The organism is Rhodopila sp., assembly GCF_965277825.1.
Lineage (GTDB): Bacteria > Pseudomonadota > Alphaproteobacteria > Acetobacterales > Acetobacteraceae > Rhodopila.
In genome coordinates this window covers 3,241,501-3,262,144 of sequence record NZ_OZ255846.1, presented here as the reverse complement: position 1 = coordinate 3,262,144, position 20,644 = coordinate 3,241,501, and the positions used below count along the sequence as shown (strand labels likewise).

Genomic DNA, 20,644 nt, shown 5'->3' with positions numbered 1-20,644 from the left:
CAATGTCCTGCTTGGTTACTGAATTCGCCGCGTGGTGCGGCGCATATTGCCGGCAGGACATCAGCCGAAGCGACGCTTGTAATCATCGGGGGGGAAAAAACCAGCGCTTCGACAGACTCGCCATGTAATCTTTATGACATCTGCTTGAGCACTAATCCGTTTTGTTCTCGTTCCATAAGCGGCTGGGTAATTGAGCGGCGGTAGCAGCGGAAGCAAAATGAAGTGGCCTGAGGCTCCGCGATGTGGGGGCGTGTCCTGCGCATTCCGCGGCACTGATCCTGCAGGTCCCTATTGTCAGTGACTGACACTGACACAAGGCGGTCCGCCGCAAGGAGAGTAACATGCGTATTTTCGTCACCGGAGCCACCGGCTGGGTGGGGTCTGCCATTACTCGGGAGCTGATCGGCGCGGGCTATCAAGTGATCGGCCTGGTACGCTCTGGGAGCAACAGCGACGCGCTCGCCGCCATGGGTGCCACGCCGGTGCTGGGATCGCTTGACGATATCGACATTCTGCGAAAAGCGGCTGGCGACGCGGATGGCGTCATCCACACGGCCTTCGGCGTCGATTTTTCCAGGATCGTCGAAATGAGCCAGCAGGAACGCCGGGTGATCGAAATCTTCGGGGAGGTATACGAAGGGTCCGATCGGCCGATCATTGCGACCTCGGGCTTTGGGCTTTTGCCGGCGGGCGAGAGGTTCACCGAAGAGACACCGCCGCCTCCGGTCAATCCGGCATTCCCGCGCGCGCCCGAGCAGGCGATTGTGGTGCTGGTCAATCGCGGCGTGCGCGCGACCGTGGTCCGGTTGCCGCGTTCGGTCCATGGCCGGGGGGAGCGCCACGGTTTCGTGCCCATGTTGGCGGGGTTGGCGCGCGAGAAGGGCGTCTCTGCCTATCCGAGCGATGGAGATAATCTGTGGCCCTCGGTGCACCGGTTGGATGCAGCTCATGTTTTCTGCCTTGCGCTCAAGCATGGTGCGCAAGGCGGCCCCTTCCATGCTGTTGCCGACGAAGGCGTTCGTTTCAGGCAGATCGCCGAGGCCATCGGCCGGCAGTTGGGCCTACCGACTCAGTCGCTGACTGCCGAGAAGGCCGCGGCGCACTTTGGCCCGCTTGCGATGTGGGTGGCGGGCAACGGCCCTGCCTCCAGCCAGAGGACCAGAGAACGTCTTGCATGGGAACCGGAGAAAGCGGACCTGATTTCCGATATCGACCATCCTGACTATTTTGCCTAACCACTTTGCCTAGTCGGCTCGTCCGATGTCTGGTGGATACGGCATGCCAACAGCAATCACGGCATCACGCATCAGGGTACGTATCCGCTTTGAATGCGGTCGAAGCAGATAGATCGAAATCCATCACAACCGGTCATGGCTCGGTTGAGCCGGACCCGGGCGGCGCGGCTGCTGCATTGGATGAGCGCACCGACAGCGGTGTGAGCAGGGGCTGAAGCGCCTGGTGCTGAGCCAGGCGGCTGCTATGCCTGGGCCACGGCCGGATACGGCTGCTCCCATTGGTCCAGATAGACGAAGTCGGACAGTTTGCCGCGTCCGACCGGTCCGAACTTGCCCATCGGGTAGCCGACCGGCAGGATCGCGTATGAGTGCACGCCGGGCGGCAGGCCGAGCGCGGCCTCGGCTTCCTTTTCGTAGAGCAGATGGCGGGTGGTGAGGGTCGAACCGAGGCCCAACGCGCGGATCGCCAGCAGCATGTTCTGCACCGCCGGATAGATCGAGGCTCCGGCGCCGCGGCCGGGGGTGGGGCCATCCTTCAGGCAAGCAACGATCCACACCGGCGCCTCGTGGAAATGCTCGGTCAGGTATTCGACCGCGCCATGTTGGCGGGTGTATTTTTCACCGCTCACGCCGGGCGGCGGGGCGCTTTTGGCGTAGCGCGGGCCGACGACTTCATCGAAGGCCTTCTTGTACCAGGCTTGCACGGCCTGCTTGATCGCCGGGTCGCGCACCACCAGGAAGCGCCAGGTCTGGTTGTTGCCGCCGTTGGCGGCGGCGGTGCCGGCCAGCAGGATTTTCTTGATCATCTCGTCCGGCACGGGATCGGGTTTCAGCCGGCGCATCGAGCGGGTGGTGCCGATGATCTCGAAGACGTCTTGCATGGTGTTTCTCCCTTATTGTCGTTTCACTGGCGCGACGCCGCCGGTGGCGGAACGGCCGCCGTCGATGACGATGTGGGTGCCGGTCGTGTCGCCTGAGAGGTCGGAGCAAAGATACAGCACGGCGCCGGCGATTTCCTCGGGCGTGGCGTAGCGTCCGGTGGGAATGCCGGCGGCGTAGGCGGCATGCACGCCGGCGGGATCGTTGGGGTTTCGTTGCGATTCCAGCGAGCGCATCATGCGGGTCTCGACCGGGCCGGGACAGACCGCGTTGACCCGGATGCCGTGCGCCGCGACGTCGGCGGAGGCAACCTTGGTCAACCCCAGCACGGCGTGCTTGGAGGCGACGTAGGCCGGCATTCCGGGCGAGCCGAACAGGCCGGCGACGGAGGCGGTATTGACGATCGCGCCTGAGCGCTGTTGCAGCATCACCGGCAGCACGTGACGCAAGCCGAGGAAGACGCCCTTCAGGTTGACCGCGATGACCCGGTCGAACACGTCCTCGTCGTAGTCCTGGGTGGGTATGACCTTGCCCTCGATTCCGGCGTTGTTGAAGAAGGCGTCGATCCGGCCGTAGGCGGACAGGGTTTGCTGCACGTAGTCCTTGACCGCGGCGGAGCTTGTCACGTCGGCTTGCACCATCGCGGCGGTGGCGCCGCGCTGGGCGATGATATCGACGCTGGCCTGGGCCTGGTCGGCGTCGGCGTCGACCATCATCACCTTGGCGCCGCGGAGCGCGAAGCCGAGGGCTGTGGCGCGGCCGATGCCTCCGCCGCCGCCGGTGATCAGGGCCACCTTTCCGGTGAAATCCATTGGCGTCTCCTGTTTACGTGTTGGGTTGTGACCCTCCGATGGAGGATTGTGCTTGCGTCGGGCTGGCCGGCGTCAAGCCCGAGCCGCCTGCGGCGGTCGCTGCGCGAGGCTTGACTCCGGCCAGCCCGACGAAGCTTGGCTCGGTATCGACGTGTCGCCAGGTTTGGTCAGCGTCCGGGTTTGGGCTGGGGACGTTGGTTGGGGCGGGCTGTTGTCCTGACGCATGATTTGGGCGCCTTGGATGGTCGGATCTAGATCACCTTGCCGTGGCGCAGCTTGGCGATCTCGGCCGTGCTGTAGCCGAGTTCGGTCAATATCGGATCGGTGTGCTCGCCGGCTTCGGGTGTGGCGCTGTGGATGGTCCAGGGGGTGCGGCTGAGTTCGATCGGCTGGCCGATCACCTCGACGTCGCCGAGCACGGGGTGGGGGACGGTGCGGGTCATGCCGAGATGTTTCACCTGCGGATCGGCGAACACCTCGTTCATCTGGTAGATCGGGCCGGAGGGTACGCCGGCCTTGTTGAGGGTCTCGATCCATTCGGCCGAGGTCTTGGCGCGGGTGACGGCGGCGATCTGCTCGTTCAGTGCGTCGCGGTTGGCCGAGCGGGCCGATGCGGTGGCGTAGAGTGGATCGGCTGCAAGATGGTCGGCGCCGAGCGAGCGGCACAGCCGGCGGTAGATGTCGTCGCCGGCGGCGGCGATGTTGATATGGCCGTCGGCGGTTGCGAACACGCCGGTGGGGATGGAGGTCGGATGGTTGTTGCCGGCCTGCCCGGGCACGTCGTTGGCGATGGTCCAGCGCGCCGCCTGGAAATCCAGCATCGAGATCTGCGCGCCGAGCAGGGAGCTTTTCACCCATTGGCCTTGGCCGGACTGTTCGCGCTCCAGCAGCGCGATGAGGATGCCCATGGCGGCGAAGATTCCGGCTGTGAGGTCGGCGACCGGGATGCCGACGCGCATCGGGCCGTGGCCGGGCTCGCCGGTGATCGACATCAGGCCGCCCATCCCCTGGGCGATCTGGTCGAAGCCGGGTCGGTCACGGTAGGGGCCGTCCTGGCCGAAGCCGGAGATGCTGGCGTAGACGAGGCGCGGATTGATCGCGCTCAGGCTGTCGTAGTCGACGCCGAGGCGGAACTTGACGTCGGGGCGGTAGTTTTCCACCACCACGTCGGCTTGGGCGACCAGACGGTGCATGACCTCGACGCCTTGGGGTGACTTCAGGTTCAGCGTCAGGCTGCGCTTGTTGCGGTGCAGGTTCTGGAAATCCGGGCCGTGGCGCTCGCCGCCGAGGCCGGCGTCACCGTCGGGGGATTCAATCTTGATGACGTCGGCGCCCCAATCGGCGAGTTGGCGCACCGCGGTTGGGCCGGCGCGCACGCGGGTCAGATCGATGACCTTGAAGCGAGCCAGCGGGGCTTGGGTCATGCTTGGGTCCTTGTCTGCGAGGGCGGTCATGCTGGCACGAAGCGTCGTGGCGGTCGAGGCGCGGGGGTGCGCTATAGCGGGGTTTTCCAGGGTTTCCAGCCGGGAAACATGACCACCACGGGGGACCAGAACAGGCGGAACGAGCGGTTGAAGCGGATGTCCATGCGGATGGGGGTGCCGTCGGCCTCGTAGCAGATCAGCGCGCCGCGGCCGTCGTCGGTGGCGTCGGACATGACTTGTTCAATTTCAACGAACTGGCGGGTGCGTTTACCAATCCACATTAGCTTCCATTGGCCGCTTCTGGTGTAGGCGTCGGCGCCGGTCGAGTACTGGAAAAGGCGATCCTTGCTGTCCTTGATGCGGACGTCGCCGACGCCGGCGGCGAAGCCTCGGCGGGATCCGCCGGACATTTTGCCGGCGACGCCGAGCTGGATCCAGGGCGACGGTTTGCGTGGCAGGGAGTCGAGCAGCAGGCGGGCGTCGTCGGGGTCGAAGGTGTTGTCGTCGCCGTAGATCAGCCGGTCCACGGTGGCGGCGATGACGAACCGGTCGGGTGGGTCTGGCATGGGGTACGGTTGCCATGAAGGCGGCTGGGGCTGCAAGTTTGGGATAGGGGGTGGATGCCTGACGTATTTACGCCTCGGCATGGATTACCGCACCCAGCCAACGCCTCGATCGATCAAAGTCGTATAATGTATATTATGTTAAGTCAAAGGATGTTTGGCCGGTGACGCTGGACGATCTGTTGAGTGACAAGCTGTGACGCTGGCGGGCTGTGACCGAACGAGCCGCGATACTGAGGCCGGCGAACGACCGCGGACCACGGCTGGCGCGGCGGGAAACGGTGATTTCGCCCCGCTCGCCGATCATCGCGGCGGAGGGTCGCCGGGTTTGTAGGTTAGCTCGATGCGGTCGGTTACGGTATCGCGGATGCAGTTGAAAAACTGGCCGCAGCCGTGCGTATGCCGCCAGCGCTCGCGGTGCCGGCCCTTGGGATTGTCGCGAAAATAGAGGTAGGCGGCCCAGGTCTCATCGTCGACCGCGGACGGGTCGGCTGGTCGCGGCAGGTGGGCCTGGCCGGCGTAGCGGAACTCGTTCTCCGGCCGCGGGCCGCACCAGGGACACGGGATCAGCAGCATCAGTGCGCCACGGCGGCGGCAGCGGCCTCGTCGATCAGACGGCCGGTTACGAAACGATCCAGCCCGAATGGGGCAGCGATCGGGTGCGGTCGGCCACTTGCGATGGTGGCGGCGAAGATCTCGCCCGACCCGGGGGTTGCCTTGAAGCCGCCGGTGCCCCAGCCACAATTGACGAACAGTCCCGGCACTGGGGTCAGGCCGATGATGGGCGAGCGGTCGGGGGTGGTATCGACGATGCCGCCCCAGCTCCGCAGCATGCGCAGGCGGCGAAATGTGGGGAACAGTTCGCAGACCGCGGCCAGGGTATCGCAGGCGACGTGCAGGCCGCCGGCCTGGCTGTAGGAGGTGTAGGCGTCGGTCGCGCCGCCGATCACAAGCTCGCCCTTGTCGGACTGGGAGATGTAGGCGTGCACGGTGTTCGACATCACCACGCAGGGCAGCACCGGCTTGACCGGTTCGCTGACCAATGCTTGCAAGGGAAACGATTCCAGCGGCATGCGCAGGCCGGCCATCGCCATCACTACGCTGGTATGGCCGGCGGCCACCACGGCGACATGCGGTGCCGCGATCGGTCCGGCAATCGTTTCGACACCGGCGATTGCTCCGGCGGCGTCGCGCAGGATGCCGGTGACGGCGCAGTTCTGCACGATGTCGACGCCCAGCGCGGATGCCGCCCTGGCGTAGCCCCAGGCGACCGCGTCGTGGCGCGCCACGCCGCCGCGGCGCTGCAGGGCGGCGCCCTGGATAGGGAAACGGGCATCGGTGCCGATGTGCAGGGGCGGGCAGAATGCTTTCGCCTGGGCCGGGGAGAGCCATTCATTGTCGATCCCGGCCAGGCGGTTGGCGTGGACGTGGCGCTGCAGGATCTGCACGTCGTGGCGGGTGTGCGCCAGCATCAACACGCCTCGGGGCGAGAACATCACGTTGTAGTTGAGTTCGCGCGACAGGCCTGGCCATAGCTTGAGCGCGTGGTCGTAGAGCGCCGCGCTCTCGGGCCGCAGGTAGTTCGAGCGGATGATGGTGGTGTTGCGCCCGGTGTTGCCGCCTCCGAGCCAGGCTTTGTCGAGGACGGCGACGTTGCGGATGTTGTGTTGTTTGGCCAGGTAGTAGGCGGTGGCCAGGCCGTGGCCGCCGGCGCCGACGATGATCACGTCGTAGGCCGTCCTGGGCTGTGCATCGCGCCACTGCCTGTCCCAGGGCTTTCCGGTCGCATGGCGAAGCAGGGAGAGGAAGGAAAAGCGTTCTGGCTGTCGCATCGGGGGGAATGCTTGCCACACCCCCTGCCCTCGGCAAAGGCCTTTGGAGGCAAAGGCCTTGGGCGCAAAGGCCTTGGGGCAAAGCAAGGTCGTTGGGCGAAGCCTTCCGGTGCGGCGTCGGCGGGGCTATAGGATTGTCATAAGCGGGGGGACAGAGGATGGCCGAGTTCGACTACATCATCGTGGGTGCCGGGTCCGCCGGCTGCGTGCTGGCGAACCGGCTGAGCGAGGACAGTCGCTGCACCGTGCTGTTGCTGGAGGCCGGGCCGAAGGACAGCTCGCCCTGGATCAATATTCCGGCCGGTTTCACCAAGCTTTTGAACAACCCTCGGTACAACTGGAATTTCGAGAGTGAGCCGGAACCCAATGCGGCCAACCGGCGCATCCCGATTCCGCGCGGGCGGACGTTGGGGGGATCGAGCTCGATCAACGGCATGCTGTATGTGCGCGGCAATCCGCTGGACTACAACACCTGGTCGCAGTTCGGTAATCGCGGCTGGGGCTATGACTCGGTGCTGCCGTATTTCCGCAAGGCGGAACACTTCGGCCCCGGCGGCGATGACTCGCGCGGGCGTGGCGGGCCGCTGAACGTGGAGCATATGCGCGAGCGGGCGGAGCTGCTGGATGCGTTCATCGACGCGGCGGTGGATCAGGGGTTTCCGCGCAACAAGGACTACAACAACGGCCGCCAGGAGGGTTTCGGCTACTTCCAGGTGACGCAGAAGAACGGTGAGCGGTGGTCGTGCGCGCGGGGCTACCTCAATCCGGTGCGCAACCGGCCCAATTTGAGGATCGAGACCGAGGCGCTGACCACGAAGGTGCTGCTGGAGGGCAAGCGGGCGGTCGGCGTTGCCTATACGCAGGGTGGCGCCGGCAAGGAGGCGCGGGCCAACCGGGAGGTGATTTTGTCGGCCGGCGCGGTGAAGTCGCCGCACATTCTGGAGCTGTCGGGGATCGGCAATCCCGAGTTGTTGTCGGGCCTGGGGATCGAAGTGCGGCACGCGCTGGCGGGCGTCGGCGAGAACTACCGCGATCATTACGCGCCACGGATGAATTGGCGGGTGAAGCTGCCGGTGACGCTGAACGAGCGCAGCCGCGGGTTCGCGTTGGCGAAGGAGGTGGTCAAGTATTATACCCAGCGGCGCGGTATTCTGACGTTTACCGCGGGCATTGCGTATGGCTTCGTCAGGACGCGGCCGGAGCTGGAAGAGCCGGACGTGCAATTTCATTTCGCTCATGCCAGCTATGGCAACGCGCAGAAGCGGGACCTGGAGACCGAACCGGGGATGACGCTGACGGTGTATCAGTGCCGGCCGGAATCGAAGGGCTCGATTCATGCGAAGTCGAGCGATCCGACGGCGGCTCCGGCGATCCGGCCGAACTACCTGGCGGATCCGATCGATCAGCGGGTGCTGGTGGACGGCATGAAGATCGGGCGCAGCATCATCGGCAACCGGATCATGGACCGCTATCGTGCCTACGAGATGAATCCCGGCGACAAGGTGCGGACCGATGCCGAGTGGCTGCAGTTCGCGCGCGAGAACGGCCAGACCACGTATCATGTGATCGGCACCTGCCGGATGGGTCCGGACCCGATGGCGGTGGTGGACGACCGGCTGCGGGTGCATGGCATTGAAGGCTTGCGGGTGGTGGATGCGTCAGTGATGCCGACGGTGCCGTCGGGCAACACCAATGCCGCGGTGATCATGATCGCCGAAAAAGCCGCCGACATGATCAAGGCGGGGACCGCGGAGGACCTGCAAGCCGCGGCTTAAATGGGATCAAAGGGCGCCGGCCCTTTGCGGGTCCAGGGCAGCGCCCTGGCCTAGCTTACCTTAGCATCTTCAGCATGACTGTGCATGCTGAAGATGCTCTAGCCCTTTGTTCTGTCGCATGATTCACGCGCCTTGAACGTTCCGCCCAGCGCGATCATGCTCTAGCTGCCGAAAGAACGCTCGGATGTCGCCGGCCAGCGCGTCCGGCTGCTCCATCGCCGCGAAGTGGCCGCCGCGCGGCATTTCGGTCCAGCGCTGGATGTTGGTGTACATATGCTCTGCCACCGACCGCGGCGGACGGACGATCTCCTTGGGGAACGCGGCGTAGCCGGTGGGGACGTTGACGGTTCCGCCAGTGGGGATCGGCCACTGGCCGTGCATACGCGCGTAGTATGGCCAGAACGATGATCCGATCGCGGCGGTGAACCAGTAGAGCGAAATATTCGCCAGCAGGTGGTCTCGGCTGATGGCGGATTCCAGATCGCCGGCGCAGTCGGTCCAGGTGCGGAATTTTTCGGCGATCCAGGCGGCCAGGCCGGCGGGGGAGTCGGTCAGGGCGTAGGCCAGGGTTTGCGGTTTGGTGCCCTGGATCGTGGAGTAGCCGGTTTCCTCCTTCAGCCAATGCGCGAGGTCGCGGAAGTATTGGCGTTCGGCGTCGGTCGGGTTGGCGGGGGGCGGGCGGTCGCGCTGGATGGTCAGCAGGTTGATATGGATGCCGATCAGGTTGTCGGGGTGGGCGTGGCCGAGGCGGGATGCGGTGAAGGCGCCGTAGTCGCCGCCTTGTGCGGCGTAGCGGTCGTAGCCCAGCACGTCGGTCATCAGGTGGGCGAAGGTGTCGGCGATGGCTTCGATGTTGAAGCGTTTTTGGCCGGGGGCGAAGGAGAGGCCGTAGCCGGGCAGCGACGGGGCGATGACGGTGAAGGCGTCGGCCGGATCGGCGCCGAAGCGGGCGGGGTCGGTGAGGCGGGGGATGATGTCGAGGAACTCGAACACCGAACCGGGCCAGCCGTGCATCAGCAGCAGCGGGGTCGGTGACGGCCCCTGCCCTGGGATTTGCAGGTAGTGCAGGTCGACGTCGGGCAGTTGGACCTTGAACTGCGGATAGGCGTTCAGGGCGGCTTCCTGGGCACGCCAGTCGAACTGGTCTTTCCAGTACGGGACCAGGGTTTTCATGTAGTCGAGGTCGGTGCCGTAGGCCCAGGGGGCGTCGGGGGCCTGGTCGGGGAAGCGGGTCAGGGCGAGGCGGCTGCGCAGGTCGGTGATCGCCTGTTCTGGGATCGAGAGGGTGAACGGCGTCGGTTTCGGGGCCATGAATTTGTCCTTGATGCAAGCCGGTCTGGGATGTAACCCGGTCTGGCCCGCAGGATGCCCGTGGCGCGGACTGGGTCAAGCCGCCGACGCCGGTCCGCTCAGGCTCTGACCATCTCCTCCTCCACCCGCTGCATCAGGTCCGGATGCTGCAGGACACTGCGTGGCTTGACCAAGTGCCACACTTCGACGGCCGATTTCTGCACTGCCGCGTCGCGCACCGCGATCCGGGACAAGGCAGCGGCGGCCAGCAGCGATCGTTCCAGATCGGGCGGCCGATGCCCGCGTGTGTCCGGATAGACGAAGTCGGGGATCGCCGCCATCGTCCATGGCGTCTCGATCAATGGTGTGGCTTGCGCGAAGAAGGCTTTGCCCAGCCCGCTCAGCGGGTCCGGCTGCGCGGCGCGGTCGCGCAGCAGCCGGCGCAACAGAACCGCCGCCTTGGCAGCCACGCTCATGCCCTGACCATAAACCGGATTGAAGCGGCAAATCGCATCACCGACGGGGATCAGTCCGTCCGGAAAAAGCTCCAGTTGCTCATAGTGCCGCCAGATGCTCTCGGGAAGGAAGAAACGCGCAAGCCGATCAACCGGCCGGCTGTGCTTGACCGCGTTATAGATCGTTGCTGTCGGCAAATGCTTGATGTAGGCGAGTAGTGCGTCCCATTCCGCCGGTGGCTTCTCGGTGCCCCGGCCGGCTACGCTCATCATCCAGCGGTTGCCTTCTATCGGTAACATGACGGCTCGGCGATGCGAGTAGGGCGCGTCGGGATGCGTCAAGACCATCTTCCAGTCGGCCGGCGCATTGTCAGGAATGTCAAGCACAGCCGTGCTGTAATACATATCAATCCCAACGGATGATTCGCTCGGCCGTTTGTAGCCAATTGCCTGCAGCAACGCTCCGGTCAGCTCGCCGCGGCCGGAGGCATCCACCACAAGGTTGGCCTGAAGAATATGTTCGGCCGCATCATCGGCGGTTGCGCAACGAACCCCGGTGACGCGCTGACCCTCGAATTCAAGACCGGTTACCTGCGTATTCGGCCAGAAGGCGACATTGCCAAGCTGCAAGTTGCGGCGGCGAAGCGTGGATTCAATCAAGGGGCGGCTCATGGTGTAAGCGATCATGCCGAGGTCGCGCTGCGGCATGGGATCACGGTTCGGCCACTCCTCACGCAAGTCCTGACTGGCCCGAAGCAGAACGGCGCCAGCCCGAAGAAAATCCTGATCTATGCCAGGGAATAGTTCTAGCAAGGCGATCTGCCCACCCATCAGGATGCCGTGCGCATGCCAACCTTGCGAAGTTCCTCGCCGCTGGGCCGGACGATCGGGCAGATCGTCGCGCTCCAGAACGACGACCTCGCTGAATGATTTAGCGAGAGCCCCGGCGGTTGCCAGCCCGGCAACACCGGCACCGACCACGACCGCGCGCCTGCCGATTGACGCAGCGTGCGTCCGGCGCTCGTCCTGCTCCATCGCCTGTATCATTTGCAACCTCCTGCATGCGTTGATGCAGGGAGGCTGGCGGCGCGGCATTACCTGATGATTTCGGCGCCGGCCGAGAGTGTTACCGTTGTAGGACGTGCTCCGGGTCGACTGCCACTTTAAGCCGCGATACGGCAGGCATGTGCCCTTTACCGTCGTGCGCGGCGAGTTGCGGCCGCTTCGAAATCCATCACCAGCCAGCAATCGATTGACGGACCCTGCCTAAAAGCGGGTCTAACCCTTGACCCCGCCCATGGTGAGGCCGGCGGCCATGTAGCGGCGGAAGGCGTAATACATGATGATCGGTGGCAGGGCGTAGACGATGGCGGTGGCCATCATGTAGTTCCATGGCGATTCGTCGCTGTTGAGGAATTGCGCCAGGGCCACCGGGACGGTCATCACGTCGGGTGAGGACAGCAGCAGGAACTGATACAGGTATTCGTTCCATGCCAGTAACAGGGCGTAGGTGCCGACGGCTACCAGGGCGGGGGCCATTAGTGGCAGGTAGATGCGGATGTAGATCTGTAGTGGCGAGGCGCCGTCGATGCGGGCGGACTCATCGAGCTCCATCGGGATCGACTTGCCGTATTGCTGGAAGATGAAGATGGCATAGGGGGTGGCGAAGGTGACCATCGCGGCGATCACCGACCACTTGTTGTTGCCGAGTCCGTAGTTCTGCATGATGCGGTAGAACGGGATCGCCAGGAACGACGCCGGGATGACGTAGGTCAGCAGCGCCGCGTTGGTCAGCAGCCAGCCGTGGCGCAGCCGCAGGCGGCCGATGGTGAAGCTGGTGAGCGAGCCGATCAGCAGGGTCAGGAACATCGTCGCCAGGCCGACGGTGAAGCTGTTGCCGAACTGGTGCCAGAAGTGATCGAGGTACCAGAAGCCCTGGGTCCAGACGATGACGAAGCTGTGCAACGACGGATTGGACGGCCAAACGTTGCCGCTGAAGACGTCTCCGTGTTCGCTAAGGGCGATCAGCACCATGTTGTAGATCGGCACCAGCGACCAGATCAGCAGCACGAAGCCGAGTATCAGGCAGAGGGTTTCGACGCCGGCCCGGCGCAGCCGGTAGCGCGGCCGGCGGTTTTCGAGGTGGCGCGGTGGGCGCTGCGCGCCGACGGTCGTGCTCATAGTTGCACTTCCTGGGTGCGCAGCTTGTGCATCAGCAGCATGACGATGGGGATCAGCAGCGGCAGGGCGCACATCACGCAGGCCACACCGAGGCGCGGATCGCCGATGGTGAAGGCGTAGCGGATACCCAACGTGGCCAGCACCTCGGTGGACATCGCCGGGCCGCCGCCGGAGACGAAGAACACGGCGTTGAAGTCGCCCAGCGACCAGATCGTCGAGAGCAAGGTGGAAACCAGATAGAGCTGCGCCAGCAGCGGGACGGTGACATGGCGGAAGCGGCGCAGGCCGGTGGCGCCGTCCATGTCGGCTGCCTCATAGAGTTCCTGCGGGATCGCCATCCGGCCGGCGATGAAGATCACTGTCCAGAACGGCATGTTCTTCCAGATGTAGGAGGCGATATTGGCGCCCATGCCGAGCCAGTGCGAATTCAGCCAGATCGGTCCGTCGATGCCGAACAGCATCCACAACGCGCTGTTGAGGAAGCCCCATTGGCCGTTGAGCAGCCAGTGGATCGACATGTAGGCCGGCAGTGCCGGGATCGCCCACGGCAGGATGTAGACCAGCAGCAGGGTTTTGACCCACCAGCGCTTGCGCATGAAGAAGCCGGACAGCAGGAAGGCGAGCGCCATCTTCAGGTTGACGCCGATGCCGACGTAGAGCGCGGTGTTCAATACCGCGGTGAGGAACCTCGGGTCGGAGAACAGTTCGGGGTAGAGCGAGGGCTTGCTGCCGAGCCACAGGCCGTAGCCGATCGGGTAGACGACGAAGGCCAGGAACACCAGCGCGTAGGGTATGGCGAAGGCGATCGCCCAGGCGAATTCCGTACCGAACAGTCCACCGTGCCAGGCGCGGTGTCTGGTGCGAGAGGCAGCGTAAGGCCGCCCGGTCGCAAGCGCCTGTTGGGTTGTGCTCATGGGCGCCCCGTTGGTTCTATTCGAAGCTGAATTTGCTGAAGATCGCGTCGGCCCGCTTGAGCGCCTTGTCGACCGCTTGCTGCGGCTTCATGCCGTTCTTGACGACGTCGGCGACGGTCTGGGTCAACAACTGTTCGGCCTCGACCTGTCCCCAGGCGGGATTGAATGCCGCGTAGCTGGGAATTGTCGGACCCAGCACGGCTTCCTGCACATAGGTCGGCCGGTGCGGGTCCTTGGGATCGAGCCAGAACGGGTCGCTTTTGACGAGCTCGGGGATCGCCGGCACCCAGCGGCCGAGGCCGCCTTTCAGATTTTCGTCCATCACCGCCGGCTGCATGAAGTATTTCATGAAGTCCTTCGAGGTGTCGGCGTTCTTGGCTCCCTTGGGGATGAAGCCGCCGCCGGCGCCGACCACGGCGGGGATCGGCTTGCCGTCGTTGCCGTTGGGCAGGCCCATCACCGCCATTTCTTCGAGATAGACTTTCTTGTCCTTGTACATCGCCAGTTCGGTTGAGAGCGTGCCGTCGAAATCCATCAGGAACAGCTTTTCGTGGTAGGCGTTGTTGTCGTCGGCATCGTTCCAGCTTAGTGCCTCGGGCGGGACGAAGCCGCCGTTGTAGGCGTCTACCATGTAGGTGATGGTTTTTAGCATGGCGTCGCGGACTTTCGGATCGCTGCTTTGCAGCTTGCCGTCCTTGGTGACGATGTCGGCGCCGCCGTTGGCGATCATGAACGCGACGAACACGCCGTTGCCGTCATTGGGTCCGACGGTGGTGACTTGCAGGCCGAGCGAATAGATCCGGCGCATGCCCTTGGCGCGCAGGGCTTTCTGCATCGGCTTGAAGAAGTCCCAGAACGCATCCCAGGTTTTCGGTGCGTCGGACAGCTTGAAGCCGGCCTTGGTGACCAGATCGCCCCAGATATGAAATGGCGCGCAGGCCTGCTTGACCGGGCACAAGTAGAAGCTGCGTGCTTTCTTGACCTTGTTGTAGTAGCTGGCGCAGCCGAGCGCGGTCGAGCTGAGCTTGGTCTTCTGGGTGTCGACCACGTCGGTGACGTCCATCAAGGTGTCGTTCCAGGCGAACTGCGGCAGGATGGTCGCCGGGGCGTCGTGGAAGATCAGGTCGGGCACGTCGCCGCTGGTCATCGCGGAGACGGCTTTCTGATTCAGCGCCATGAACGGCATGATGCTGTATTCGATCTTGTTGCCGCTGGCTTTCTCGTAGCCGGCGACGGTGGCGCGGAAGGCGGCGTCTTCCTCGGGGAAGAAGCCTTGCACCTGCCACACGGTCGCGGTTTTGGCAGCGGCGTTGGCGATATAAGGCCGCGCTAGTGTTCCCATTGCCGCCATGCCGACAGACCCGGCTATGGCGGAACGCCGGCTCATGTTGACCATGGCCGTTCTCCTTCCCTGTTGGCCGGTACATTTTGATGACCGGTCCGTGGCTCGACTTCAGACGACGCCTTGGCGAGAGCTTAATGACAAGCGCTAGCGAGTGTCAAACCGGCGTCGGCCGGGGTGGTGGCGTGTCGTGCGAATTGATCGGGCGGTTTGGCCCCCGGCCCGCAGGAGTCAGCGGGATCGCTGGATCAGAAGGCTCGCTGGGTCAGTAGGATCGCGGCATGCCGAGCACGTGCTGGCCGACATAGCCGAGGATGAGGTTGGTGGAGATCGGGGCGATCTGGTAGAGGCGGACCTCACGCCATTTGCGTTCGATTTCGTATTCGCGGGCGTAGCCGAAGCCGCCGAAGGTCTGCATCGCGGTGTCGGCGGCTTTCCAGGCGGCCTCCGAGGCCAGCAACTTGGCGATGTTAGCGTCGGCGCCGCATTCGCGGCCGTTATCGAATAGCGCGGCGGCGCGGCGGCAGATCATGTCGGCGGCCTCGAGTTCGGCCCAGGCTCGGGCGATGGGGAATTGCACCGCCTGGTTCTTGCCGATCGGCGCGCCGAACACGACGCGGTCGTTGGCGTATTGGGTGGCTTTGTTGACGAACCAGCGGCCGTCGCCGACCGCCTCACTGGCGACCAGGATGCGTTCGGCGTTCATGCCGTCGAGGATGTAGCGGAAGCCCCTGCCCTCCTGGCCGATCAGGCTGTCGGCGGGGATGCGGAAATTGTCGAAGAACACCTCGGTGGTGTTGTGGTTGATCATGGTCTTGATCGGACGCACCTCGAGCCCCTTGCCGGTGTTCTTTTCGCGCATGTCGAGCAGGAAAACGGATAGGCCGTCGCTGCGCTTTTTCACCTGGTCGGGGGATGTGGTGCGGGCCAGCAGCAGCATCATGTCGGAGTGCAGGGCGCGCGAGGTCCAGACTTTCTGGCCGGAGATCAGGTATGAGTCGCCATCGCGAACGGCGCGCGTTTTCAACTGCGTGGTATCGGATCCGGTGGTCGGTTCGGTGACGCCGAAGGCTTGCAGGCGGGTTCGCCCGGCGGCGATTTCGGGCAGATAGCGGCGCTTCTGGGCCTCGCTGCCGTGGCGCAGCAGGGTGCCCATGATGTACATCTGGGCGTGGCCCTGGTTGGCGACGCAGCCGCACGCGTTGATTTCCTCCAGGATGACCGCGGCGGCGCGCAGCGGCAGGCCGGAGCCGCCGTATTCCTCGGGGATCAGCGCGCCGAGGAAACCGGCTTGGGTGAGTTCGTCGACGAAGGCGGTGGGGTAGGCTTCGTTGTCTTCCAGGCCGCTCCAGTAGGTGCCGGGGTAGCCGGCGCAGATCCTGCGTACTGAATGGCGTAGTTCGGGATAGTCTTCGCCAAGTGCTACGAGGGTTTCCTCGGATAACGTTCCATCGGGCATCGCCATTCTCCTTGGTTCGGGTTCAATCGTCGCCAAGCAGGTCGTCCAGGGTGACCGGGCAGACATCGGGCAATGGCAGCGGCGGCTGGTCGTCCATGGTGGCGGGCACGGCGGCGAGCGCGTCGGCGTAGAGTTCGGCGAGATCGATTCGGGCACGCATGGAGGGGGCGAAAGCGTCCCTGGCCTGGCGACGGAACTCGATCGCGTCGGCGCGCCAGTTCGGTGCGTCGCGCGAGGACGACCAGGCTTCGGCCTTCAGCATGTGGCGCAACGCCTGGCGCAGCAGCGAACGGGTGGAATGGAGCTCGCTGCGTCCGACGTCATGGATCGCCTCGGCAATGTTGGCCCAATCCAGTTCGGCCTCGTTGACGGGGTCGCCTGCGGCGCGCCGGCGCAGCAGGTCGCTTTGGCGTTCGGACCAGACCAGGATGTCGGCATCGTAGGCGTTCATGGTCGACCTCTTGTATCCGGCGTGAAACTAGGCCTGAACGGTGTGGGCGAACAACCGCTGGGCCACGCTGCTTGAACGTTCCGCCTTGAGCGCGATCGTGCTGTAATTGCCGGTGCAGATGAAAATATTGTTCGTGACCTCGACCCGGTTGGGCGATGCGGTGCTGTCAACCGGTCTGCTGGATCACCTGATCCGCAGCCATCCTGAGGCGCGCATCACCGTGGTTTGCGGGCCGGTGGCCGAGGGGGTGTTCAGCCGGATGCCGAACCGGGAGCGCACCATCGTGCTGCGCAAGCAGAACGGCGGGCGGCACTGGCTGGCGCTGTGGCGCGAGGTGGCGCTGCATGTCTGGGACCTGGTGGTGGATATCCGCGGGTCGGCGCTGTCTTGGCTGGTGCCGACGCGGCGGCGGGCGGTGTTCCGTCGGGTCCCGGGGACGAAGATCGCCCAGCTTGGCGCCATACTTGGGCTGTCGCCGCCGCCGGCGCCGGTGGTCTGGACGGAAGAGGCGGACCGGCGCGAGGCGTTGCGTCTGTTACCCGCCGCCAGGCCGATCGTTGCGCTTGCGCCGACCGCCAACTGGGACCCGAAGGTGTGGCCGGCGGAGCGGTTCGCGGCGGCGTTCGGGGCCGTGGCGGGGTCGCTGATCGCGGATCCGTCGGCGGTGGTGCTGGGTGGACCGGGAGCGCGGGAAGCGGCGATGGCGGCTCCGCTGCTGGCGGCACTGCCGGGGGCGATCGACCTGGTCGGCGGCATCTCGCTTTCGGTGGCAGCGGCGGTGCTGCGGCGGGCGGCGCTGTTCATCGGCAACGATTCGGGGCTGATGCATCTGGCCGCGGCGGCCGGAGCGCCGACCATCGGACTGTTCGGTCCGACCGATGCCGCGACCTATGCGCCGGTGGGGCGGTGTGCGGTGGCGGTGGCGGGCGGGTCGATGGAGGACATTGCGGTGCCTCGGGTGGTCGAGGCGGCGGCACGGCTGCTGGGCTGACCCGGCGGCCGGGGTCAGGGGCCGACGGGTCAGGGGCCGGCGGGTCGGGGGCCGGCGGGTCGGGGGCCGGCGGGTCTGGGGCCGGCGGGTCTGGGGCCTGCGGGTCTGGGGTCGGCGGGTCGGCGGCCGGCGGGCTTGCGGCCGGCGGGTCGGGGTTGGCGGGTCGGGAGCCTGCGGGTCTGGGGCCGGCGGGTCGGGGCCGGCGGGTCAGGCGATCATCGCCAGCAGCGCCGCGATGGTTGCCTGCTCGTCGCGCTCGGTGGTGTCGATGCGCAGGTCGGCGCGGGCGTATAGCGCCTCGCGGCTGGCCAGGATCGCGCGCAGATCGGCCATCGAGCGCCGGTTGTCACGCATCGGCCTGAGATCGCCCTGGTCGATCACCCGCTGCATGTGCTGCTCTGGGGTGGTGGTTACCCAGATCGTCAGGCAGCATTGCAGCAGCCGAACGAAGGTCGCGGTCTCGGCGACGATGCCGCCGCCGGCGGCGATGACGGCTTGTGGGTGAGCCTCGATCAGGCGATCCAGCACGCTGCGTTCGAGGCGGCGGAAGCCGGCCTGGCCGTGCAGTTCCATGATCTCCGCCAGGTTGAGGCCGGCTGCTTTTTCCACTTCCTGGTCGAGTTCCAGGAAGGCGACGGCGCGGCGGTCGGCGAGCAGTCGGCCGAGGGTGGATTTGCCGGCGCCGCGCAGGCCGATCAGTGCGATGCGGCCGCGATAGTCCGGGCGGCGCGGAGTTGTTGGGATGGGCGGTTCGGGGGCGTCTTGCAGCAGGGCATCCAGCGGGACGTTCAGCGCCTGGGCCAGGGCGCGCAGCAGCAGGATCGAGCCGTTGCCGGTGCCGGCCTCGACGGCGGAGATGTAGCGTTCGGACACGCCCGATTGCGCCGCAAGGATGCGGCGGGTCATGCCTCGCCGGGTGCGCGACAGCCGGACCCGGTGGCCGAGGGCGTGCAGGAAGGCCGCATTGTCAGTGGCTGGTGTCATACGCCGTGGCGATATGGCGGCGGGAACGTCGCTGCCGTGCGGCGGCGGTCCGGCCGGGTGACGCTCGGGGGTGACGTCGGGTGCGTCAGGGTAATCGCATTTGGATTGCTGCCGGGGCTGTTCGCCGGATGCGGGGTGGCCGAGAGACGTGTTTTGCAACCGCAGATGCACGCCGATGAACGCGGATGGGAGTTCCGCGGAAAGCTGGGTGCTAAGACTTTGCATATGCTTGCCGCATTCATGGTTCCAGCACCGTCGTTTGAGGCCAATGCAATTGCCCTGGTCAGGTCCGGGTGTTTGATTGTCATGCACTATACCGCATAGTACTGCACGGCGGCGCGGGGCGGAACTTCCTCGGCGCGCGAAGCTTGCGATCAGATTGGCGGTTGGACGATTTTGGGCAGGCCGCGGATTGCGCAACCGAAAGTGGAGCGACTCGACCCATGCTGATGGACTTCCCGACGCCGCCCAGCGATCGCCGTTTTGAGGATTATGCCGTGGGGGGCACCTATCTGCTTGGCTCGTTCACGGTAAGCGAGGACGAGATCATTCGGTTCGCTCGCCAATACGATCCGCAAACGATGCATGTCGATCGGGCGATCGCGGGTCAGGGTCCGTTCGGTGGGGTGATTGCCAGCGGTTGGCAGACGGTGGCGCTGGCGATGCGGCTGCTGGTCGATAATTTTTTGCCGCATGATGGCTTGGCGGCGCCGGGCATCGACGAGTTGCGCTGGCCGCGGCCGGTGCGGCCTGGCGACACGCTGAGGGTGCAGGCGACGGTTCAGCAGGCCAGGCGGTCACTCAGCAAGCCGGATCGTGGATTGATCCATGGGTTGATGGAGGTGATCAACCAGGACGGCGATGTGGTGATGAGCATGAAGCCGATGAACTTCGTCCGCGTGCGCACGCCTGAGGTGTGAGCCGGGCAGGTTCAAGTCATTAGGGTTGGCTAGTTGGGGTATGGCGATTCGGACCTGATGGGCGCGGTGGTAATTGGGGTCTGGGCGATTCAGACCTGATGCGCCGCGGTGGTGTCGATCACCTGCAGGCTGGTCAGGTTGGAGACGTAGCGGCCGCCGGCTTGGTCGCCGGGGACGATGAGGCGCAAGGCGCCGTCGCTGCCGTTCGGTCCCAACTGGCCGTTGGTGTCGGCATAGGCCACAAGGTCCTGCTGGTTGCCAAAGTTCGGGGCGATTTCGCCCAGCGAGATCACCGCACGGTATCCGTCGCTGCCGGTTGCCACCACGGCAAAACCGAGCAGGTCGTTCTTGATGGCGGGGTCGGTGAGCAGGCCGGCGTCCTGGACCAGGGTCCACAGCGATACGCCGGTGTAGGTGTCGGTGGTGGGTGAGGGACCCGCCAGGTAGGTCGCGGTTTCGGTGGTGGCGTTGTACAGCCGGGATAAGGTTTCAGGGGTAACGATCGTCGGGTCGGCCACCGCGCCTGACAGCGTGGCTTGCGGCGAGGTGCCCCCTGCCCCGCCGGGACCGGGTTCGGGCAGGCCGGCGACTTGCAGGCTGACCAGGTCCGACAGGTAACGGCCGCCGGCGAGGTCGCCGGGGACCACCATGCGGGCCAGTCCATCGCTGGCGTGTGGCCCGAGTTGTCCGGCGCTGTCGGCGTAGGCGACGAGGACCGGCTGGTTACCGAACATCGGGTCGATTTCGCCCAAGGAGAACGTGGCCTGGTAGCCGTCGGCGCCGGTGGCGATGACATACTTGGTCAGGATGTCGTTCTTCGCCATGCTGGTGCTGACGCCGCCGGCGCTGGTGAGCAGATCCCATAATGTGGTGCCGGTGTAGCTGTCGCTGACCGGCACGCCGGCGGCCTGGTAGGTGACGCTTTCCGTGGTGACCGGCGTCGTTGCGGGAAGGTTATAGATTCCCGGATCGGCGACCTGGCCGGAAATCAATAATGGCGAGAATGGATAGTTGAAGTCGGCAAAGATGCCGGCCGCGTCATTTTCCAGGTCGTAGATATAGGGCAGGAGATCCTGACCGATCGAATACTGTTGCATAATTCCGCCCCGGCTGCATTTGCGTTATTCCTTGGCGACT

At 65.2% G+C, this 20,644-nt stretch carries 19 protein-coding genes; 4 read left to right on the top strand and 15 right to left on the bottom strand.

Annotation, left to right across the window (positions count from 1 at the left end; all coding sequences use genetic code 11):
* Positions 1 to 341: 341 nt before the first annotated feature.
* On the top strand, positions 342 to 1,235 hold the full coding sequence (locus ACQY4T_RS16080; RefSeq protein WP_428532492.1) for an SDR family oxidoreductase: 894 nt from the start codon (positions 342 to 344) through the stop codon (positions 1,233 to 1,235).
* Between the two features lie 242 nt (positions 1,236 to 1,477).
* Here ACQY4T_RS16080 and ACQY4T_RS16075 read toward each other — a convergent pair whose 3' ends face one another.
* The 6 genes from ACQY4T_RS16075 to ACQY4T_RS16050 all read right to left on the bottom strand — a co-directional run bounded on the left by ACQY4T_RS16075 (position 1,478) and on the right by ACQY4T_RS16050 (position 6,745).
* Positions 1,478 to 2,116 (bottom strand): nitroreductase family protein, encoded by a 639-nt coding sequence (locus ACQY4T_RS16075; protein WP_428532489.1) that lies wholly within the window; start codon positions 2,114 to 2,116, stop codon positions 1,478 to 1,480.
* A 12-nt stretch (positions 2,117 to 2,128) separates the two neighbouring features.
* The gene (locus ACQY4T_RS16070) at positions 2,129 to 2,926 is read right to left on the bottom strand and encodes an SDR family NAD(P)-dependent oxidoreductase (RefSeq protein ID WP_428532486.1); all 798 of its coding nucleotides are present in this window, start codon (positions 2,924 to 2,926) and stop codon (positions 2,129 to 2,131) included.
* A 251-nt stretch (positions 2,927 to 3,177) separates the two neighbouring features.
* Positions 3,178 to 4,350, bottom strand: a complete 1,173-nt coding sequence (locus ACQY4T_RS16065) for a CaiB/BaiF CoA transferase family protein (protein WP_428532483.1) — start codon at positions 4,348 to 4,350, stop codon at positions 3,178 to 3,180.
* Between the two features lie 71 nt (positions 4,351 to 4,421).
* Entirely contained in the window at positions 4,422 to 4,877 is a 456-nt protein-coding gene (locus ACQY4T_RS16060) for a hypothetical protein (protein WP_428532480.1), read from the bottom strand.
* A gap of 339 nt (positions 4,878 to 5,216) precedes the next feature.
* The gene (locus tag ACQY4T_RS16055; RefSeq protein ID WP_428532477.1) at positions 5,217 to 5,489 is read right to left on the bottom strand and encodes a sarcosine oxidase subunit delta; all 273 of its coding nucleotides are present in this window, start codon (positions 5,487 to 5,489) and stop codon (positions 5,217 to 5,219) included.
* The gene (locus ACQY4T_RS16050) at positions 5,489 to 6,745 is read right to left on the bottom strand and encodes a sarcosine oxidase subunit beta family protein (protein ID WP_428532474.1); all 1,257 of its coding nucleotides are present in this window, start codon (positions 6,743 to 6,745) and stop codon (positions 5,489 to 5,491) included. Before ACQY4T_RS16050 ends, ACQY4T_RS16055 begins: the two co-directional genes overlap by 1 nt.
* Positions 6,746 to 6,903: 158 nt before the next feature.
* Here ACQY4T_RS16050 and ACQY4T_RS16045 point away from each other — a divergent pair, with 158 nt between their 5' ends.
* Positions 6,904 to 8,520 (top strand): GMC family oxidoreductase, encoded by a 1,617-nt coding sequence (locus ACQY4T_RS16045; protein ID WP_428532471.1) that lies wholly within the window; start codon positions 6,904 to 6,906, stop codon positions 8,518 to 8,520.
* A gap of 123 nt (positions 8,521 to 8,643) precedes the next feature.
* On the opposite strand, the gene ACQY4T_RS16040 is transcribed toward ACQY4T_RS16045, so the two are convergent.
* The 7 genes from ACQY4T_RS16040 to ACQY4T_RS16010 all read right to left on the bottom strand — a co-directional run bounded on the left by ACQY4T_RS16040 (position 8,644) and on the right by ACQY4T_RS16010 (position 16,612).
* Entirely contained in the window at positions 8,644 to 9,831 is a 1,188-nt protein-coding gene (locus ACQY4T_RS16040; RefSeq protein ID WP_428532468.1) for an epoxide hydrolase family protein, read from the bottom strand.
* A gap of 98 nt (positions 9,832 to 9,929) precedes the next feature.
* Entirely contained in the window at positions 9,930 to 11,360 is a 1,431-nt protein-coding gene (locus tag ACQY4T_RS16035) for an NAD(P)/FAD-dependent oxidoreductase (RefSeq protein WP_428532465.1), read from the bottom strand.
* A gap of 183 nt (positions 11,361 to 11,543) precedes the next feature.
* Positions 11,544 to 12,446, bottom strand: coding sequence for a carbohydrate ABC transporter permease (locus tag ACQY4T_RS16030; RefSeq protein WP_428532462.1), 903 nt, complete (start codon positions 12,444 to 12,446; stop codon positions 11,544 to 11,546).
* Entirely contained in the window at positions 12,443 to 13,360 is a 918-nt protein-coding gene (locus tag ACQY4T_RS16025; protein WP_428532459.1) for a carbohydrate ABC transporter permease, read from the bottom strand. The genes ACQY4T_RS16030 and ACQY4T_RS16025 overlap by 4 nt, the downstream gene beginning before the upstream one ends.
* A 16-nt stretch (positions 13,361 to 13,376) precedes the next feature.
* Positions 13,377 to 14,756, bottom strand: coding sequence for an ABC transporter substrate-binding protein (locus ACQY4T_RS16020; RefSeq protein ID WP_428532456.1), 1,380 nt, complete (start codon positions 14,754 to 14,756; stop codon positions 13,377 to 13,379).
* Between the two features lie 211 nt (positions 14,757 to 14,967).
* Positions 14,968 to 16,161, bottom strand: a complete 1,194-nt coding sequence (locus tag ACQY4T_RS16015; protein WP_428532453.1) for an acyl-CoA dehydrogenase family protein — start codon at positions 16,159 to 16,161, stop codon at positions 14,968 to 14,970.
* A 22-nt stretch (positions 16,162 to 16,183) separates the two neighbouring features.
* Positions 16,184 to 16,612, bottom strand: coding sequence for a DUF29 domain-containing protein (locus ACQY4T_RS16010; protein ID WP_428532450.1), 429 nt, complete (start codon positions 16,610 to 16,612; stop codon positions 16,184 to 16,186).
* A gap of 118 nt (positions 16,613 to 16,730) precedes the next feature.
* Here ACQY4T_RS16010 and ACQY4T_RS16005 point away from each other — a divergent pair, with 118 nt between their 5' ends.
* Positions 16,731 to 17,603, top strand: coding sequence for a glycosyltransferase family 9 protein (locus ACQY4T_RS16005; protein ID WP_428532447.1), 873 nt, complete (start codon positions 16,731 to 16,733; stop codon positions 17,601 to 17,603).
* Between the two features lie 207 nt (positions 17,604 to 17,810).
* On the opposite strand, the gene ACQY4T_RS16000 is transcribed toward ACQY4T_RS16005, so the two are convergent.
* Complete coding sequence (locus ACQY4T_RS16000) at positions 17,811 to 18,812, bottom strand: helix-turn-helix transcriptional regulator (protein ID WP_428532444.1); 1,002 nt, start codon at positions 18,810 to 18,812, stop codon at positions 17,811 to 17,813.
* 218 nt (positions 18,813 to 19,030) lie between these two features.
* On the opposite strand from ACQY4T_RS16000, the gene ACQY4T_RS15995 reads away from it, so the two are divergent.
* Positions 19,031 to 19,507 (top strand): MaoC family dehydratase, encoded by a 477-nt coding sequence (locus tag ACQY4T_RS15995; RefSeq protein ID WP_428532441.1) that lies wholly within the window; start codon positions 19,031 to 19,033, stop codon positions 19,505 to 19,507.
* 89 nt (positions 19,508 to 19,596) lie between these two features.
* Here ACQY4T_RS15995 and ACQY4T_RS15990 read toward each other — a convergent pair whose 3' ends face one another.
* Entirely contained in the window at positions 19,597 to 20,604 is a 1,008-nt protein-coding gene (locus ACQY4T_RS15990; protein ID WP_428532438.1) for a hypothetical protein, read from the bottom strand.
* Between the last annotated feature and the right edge of the window lie 40 nt (positions 20,605 to 20,644).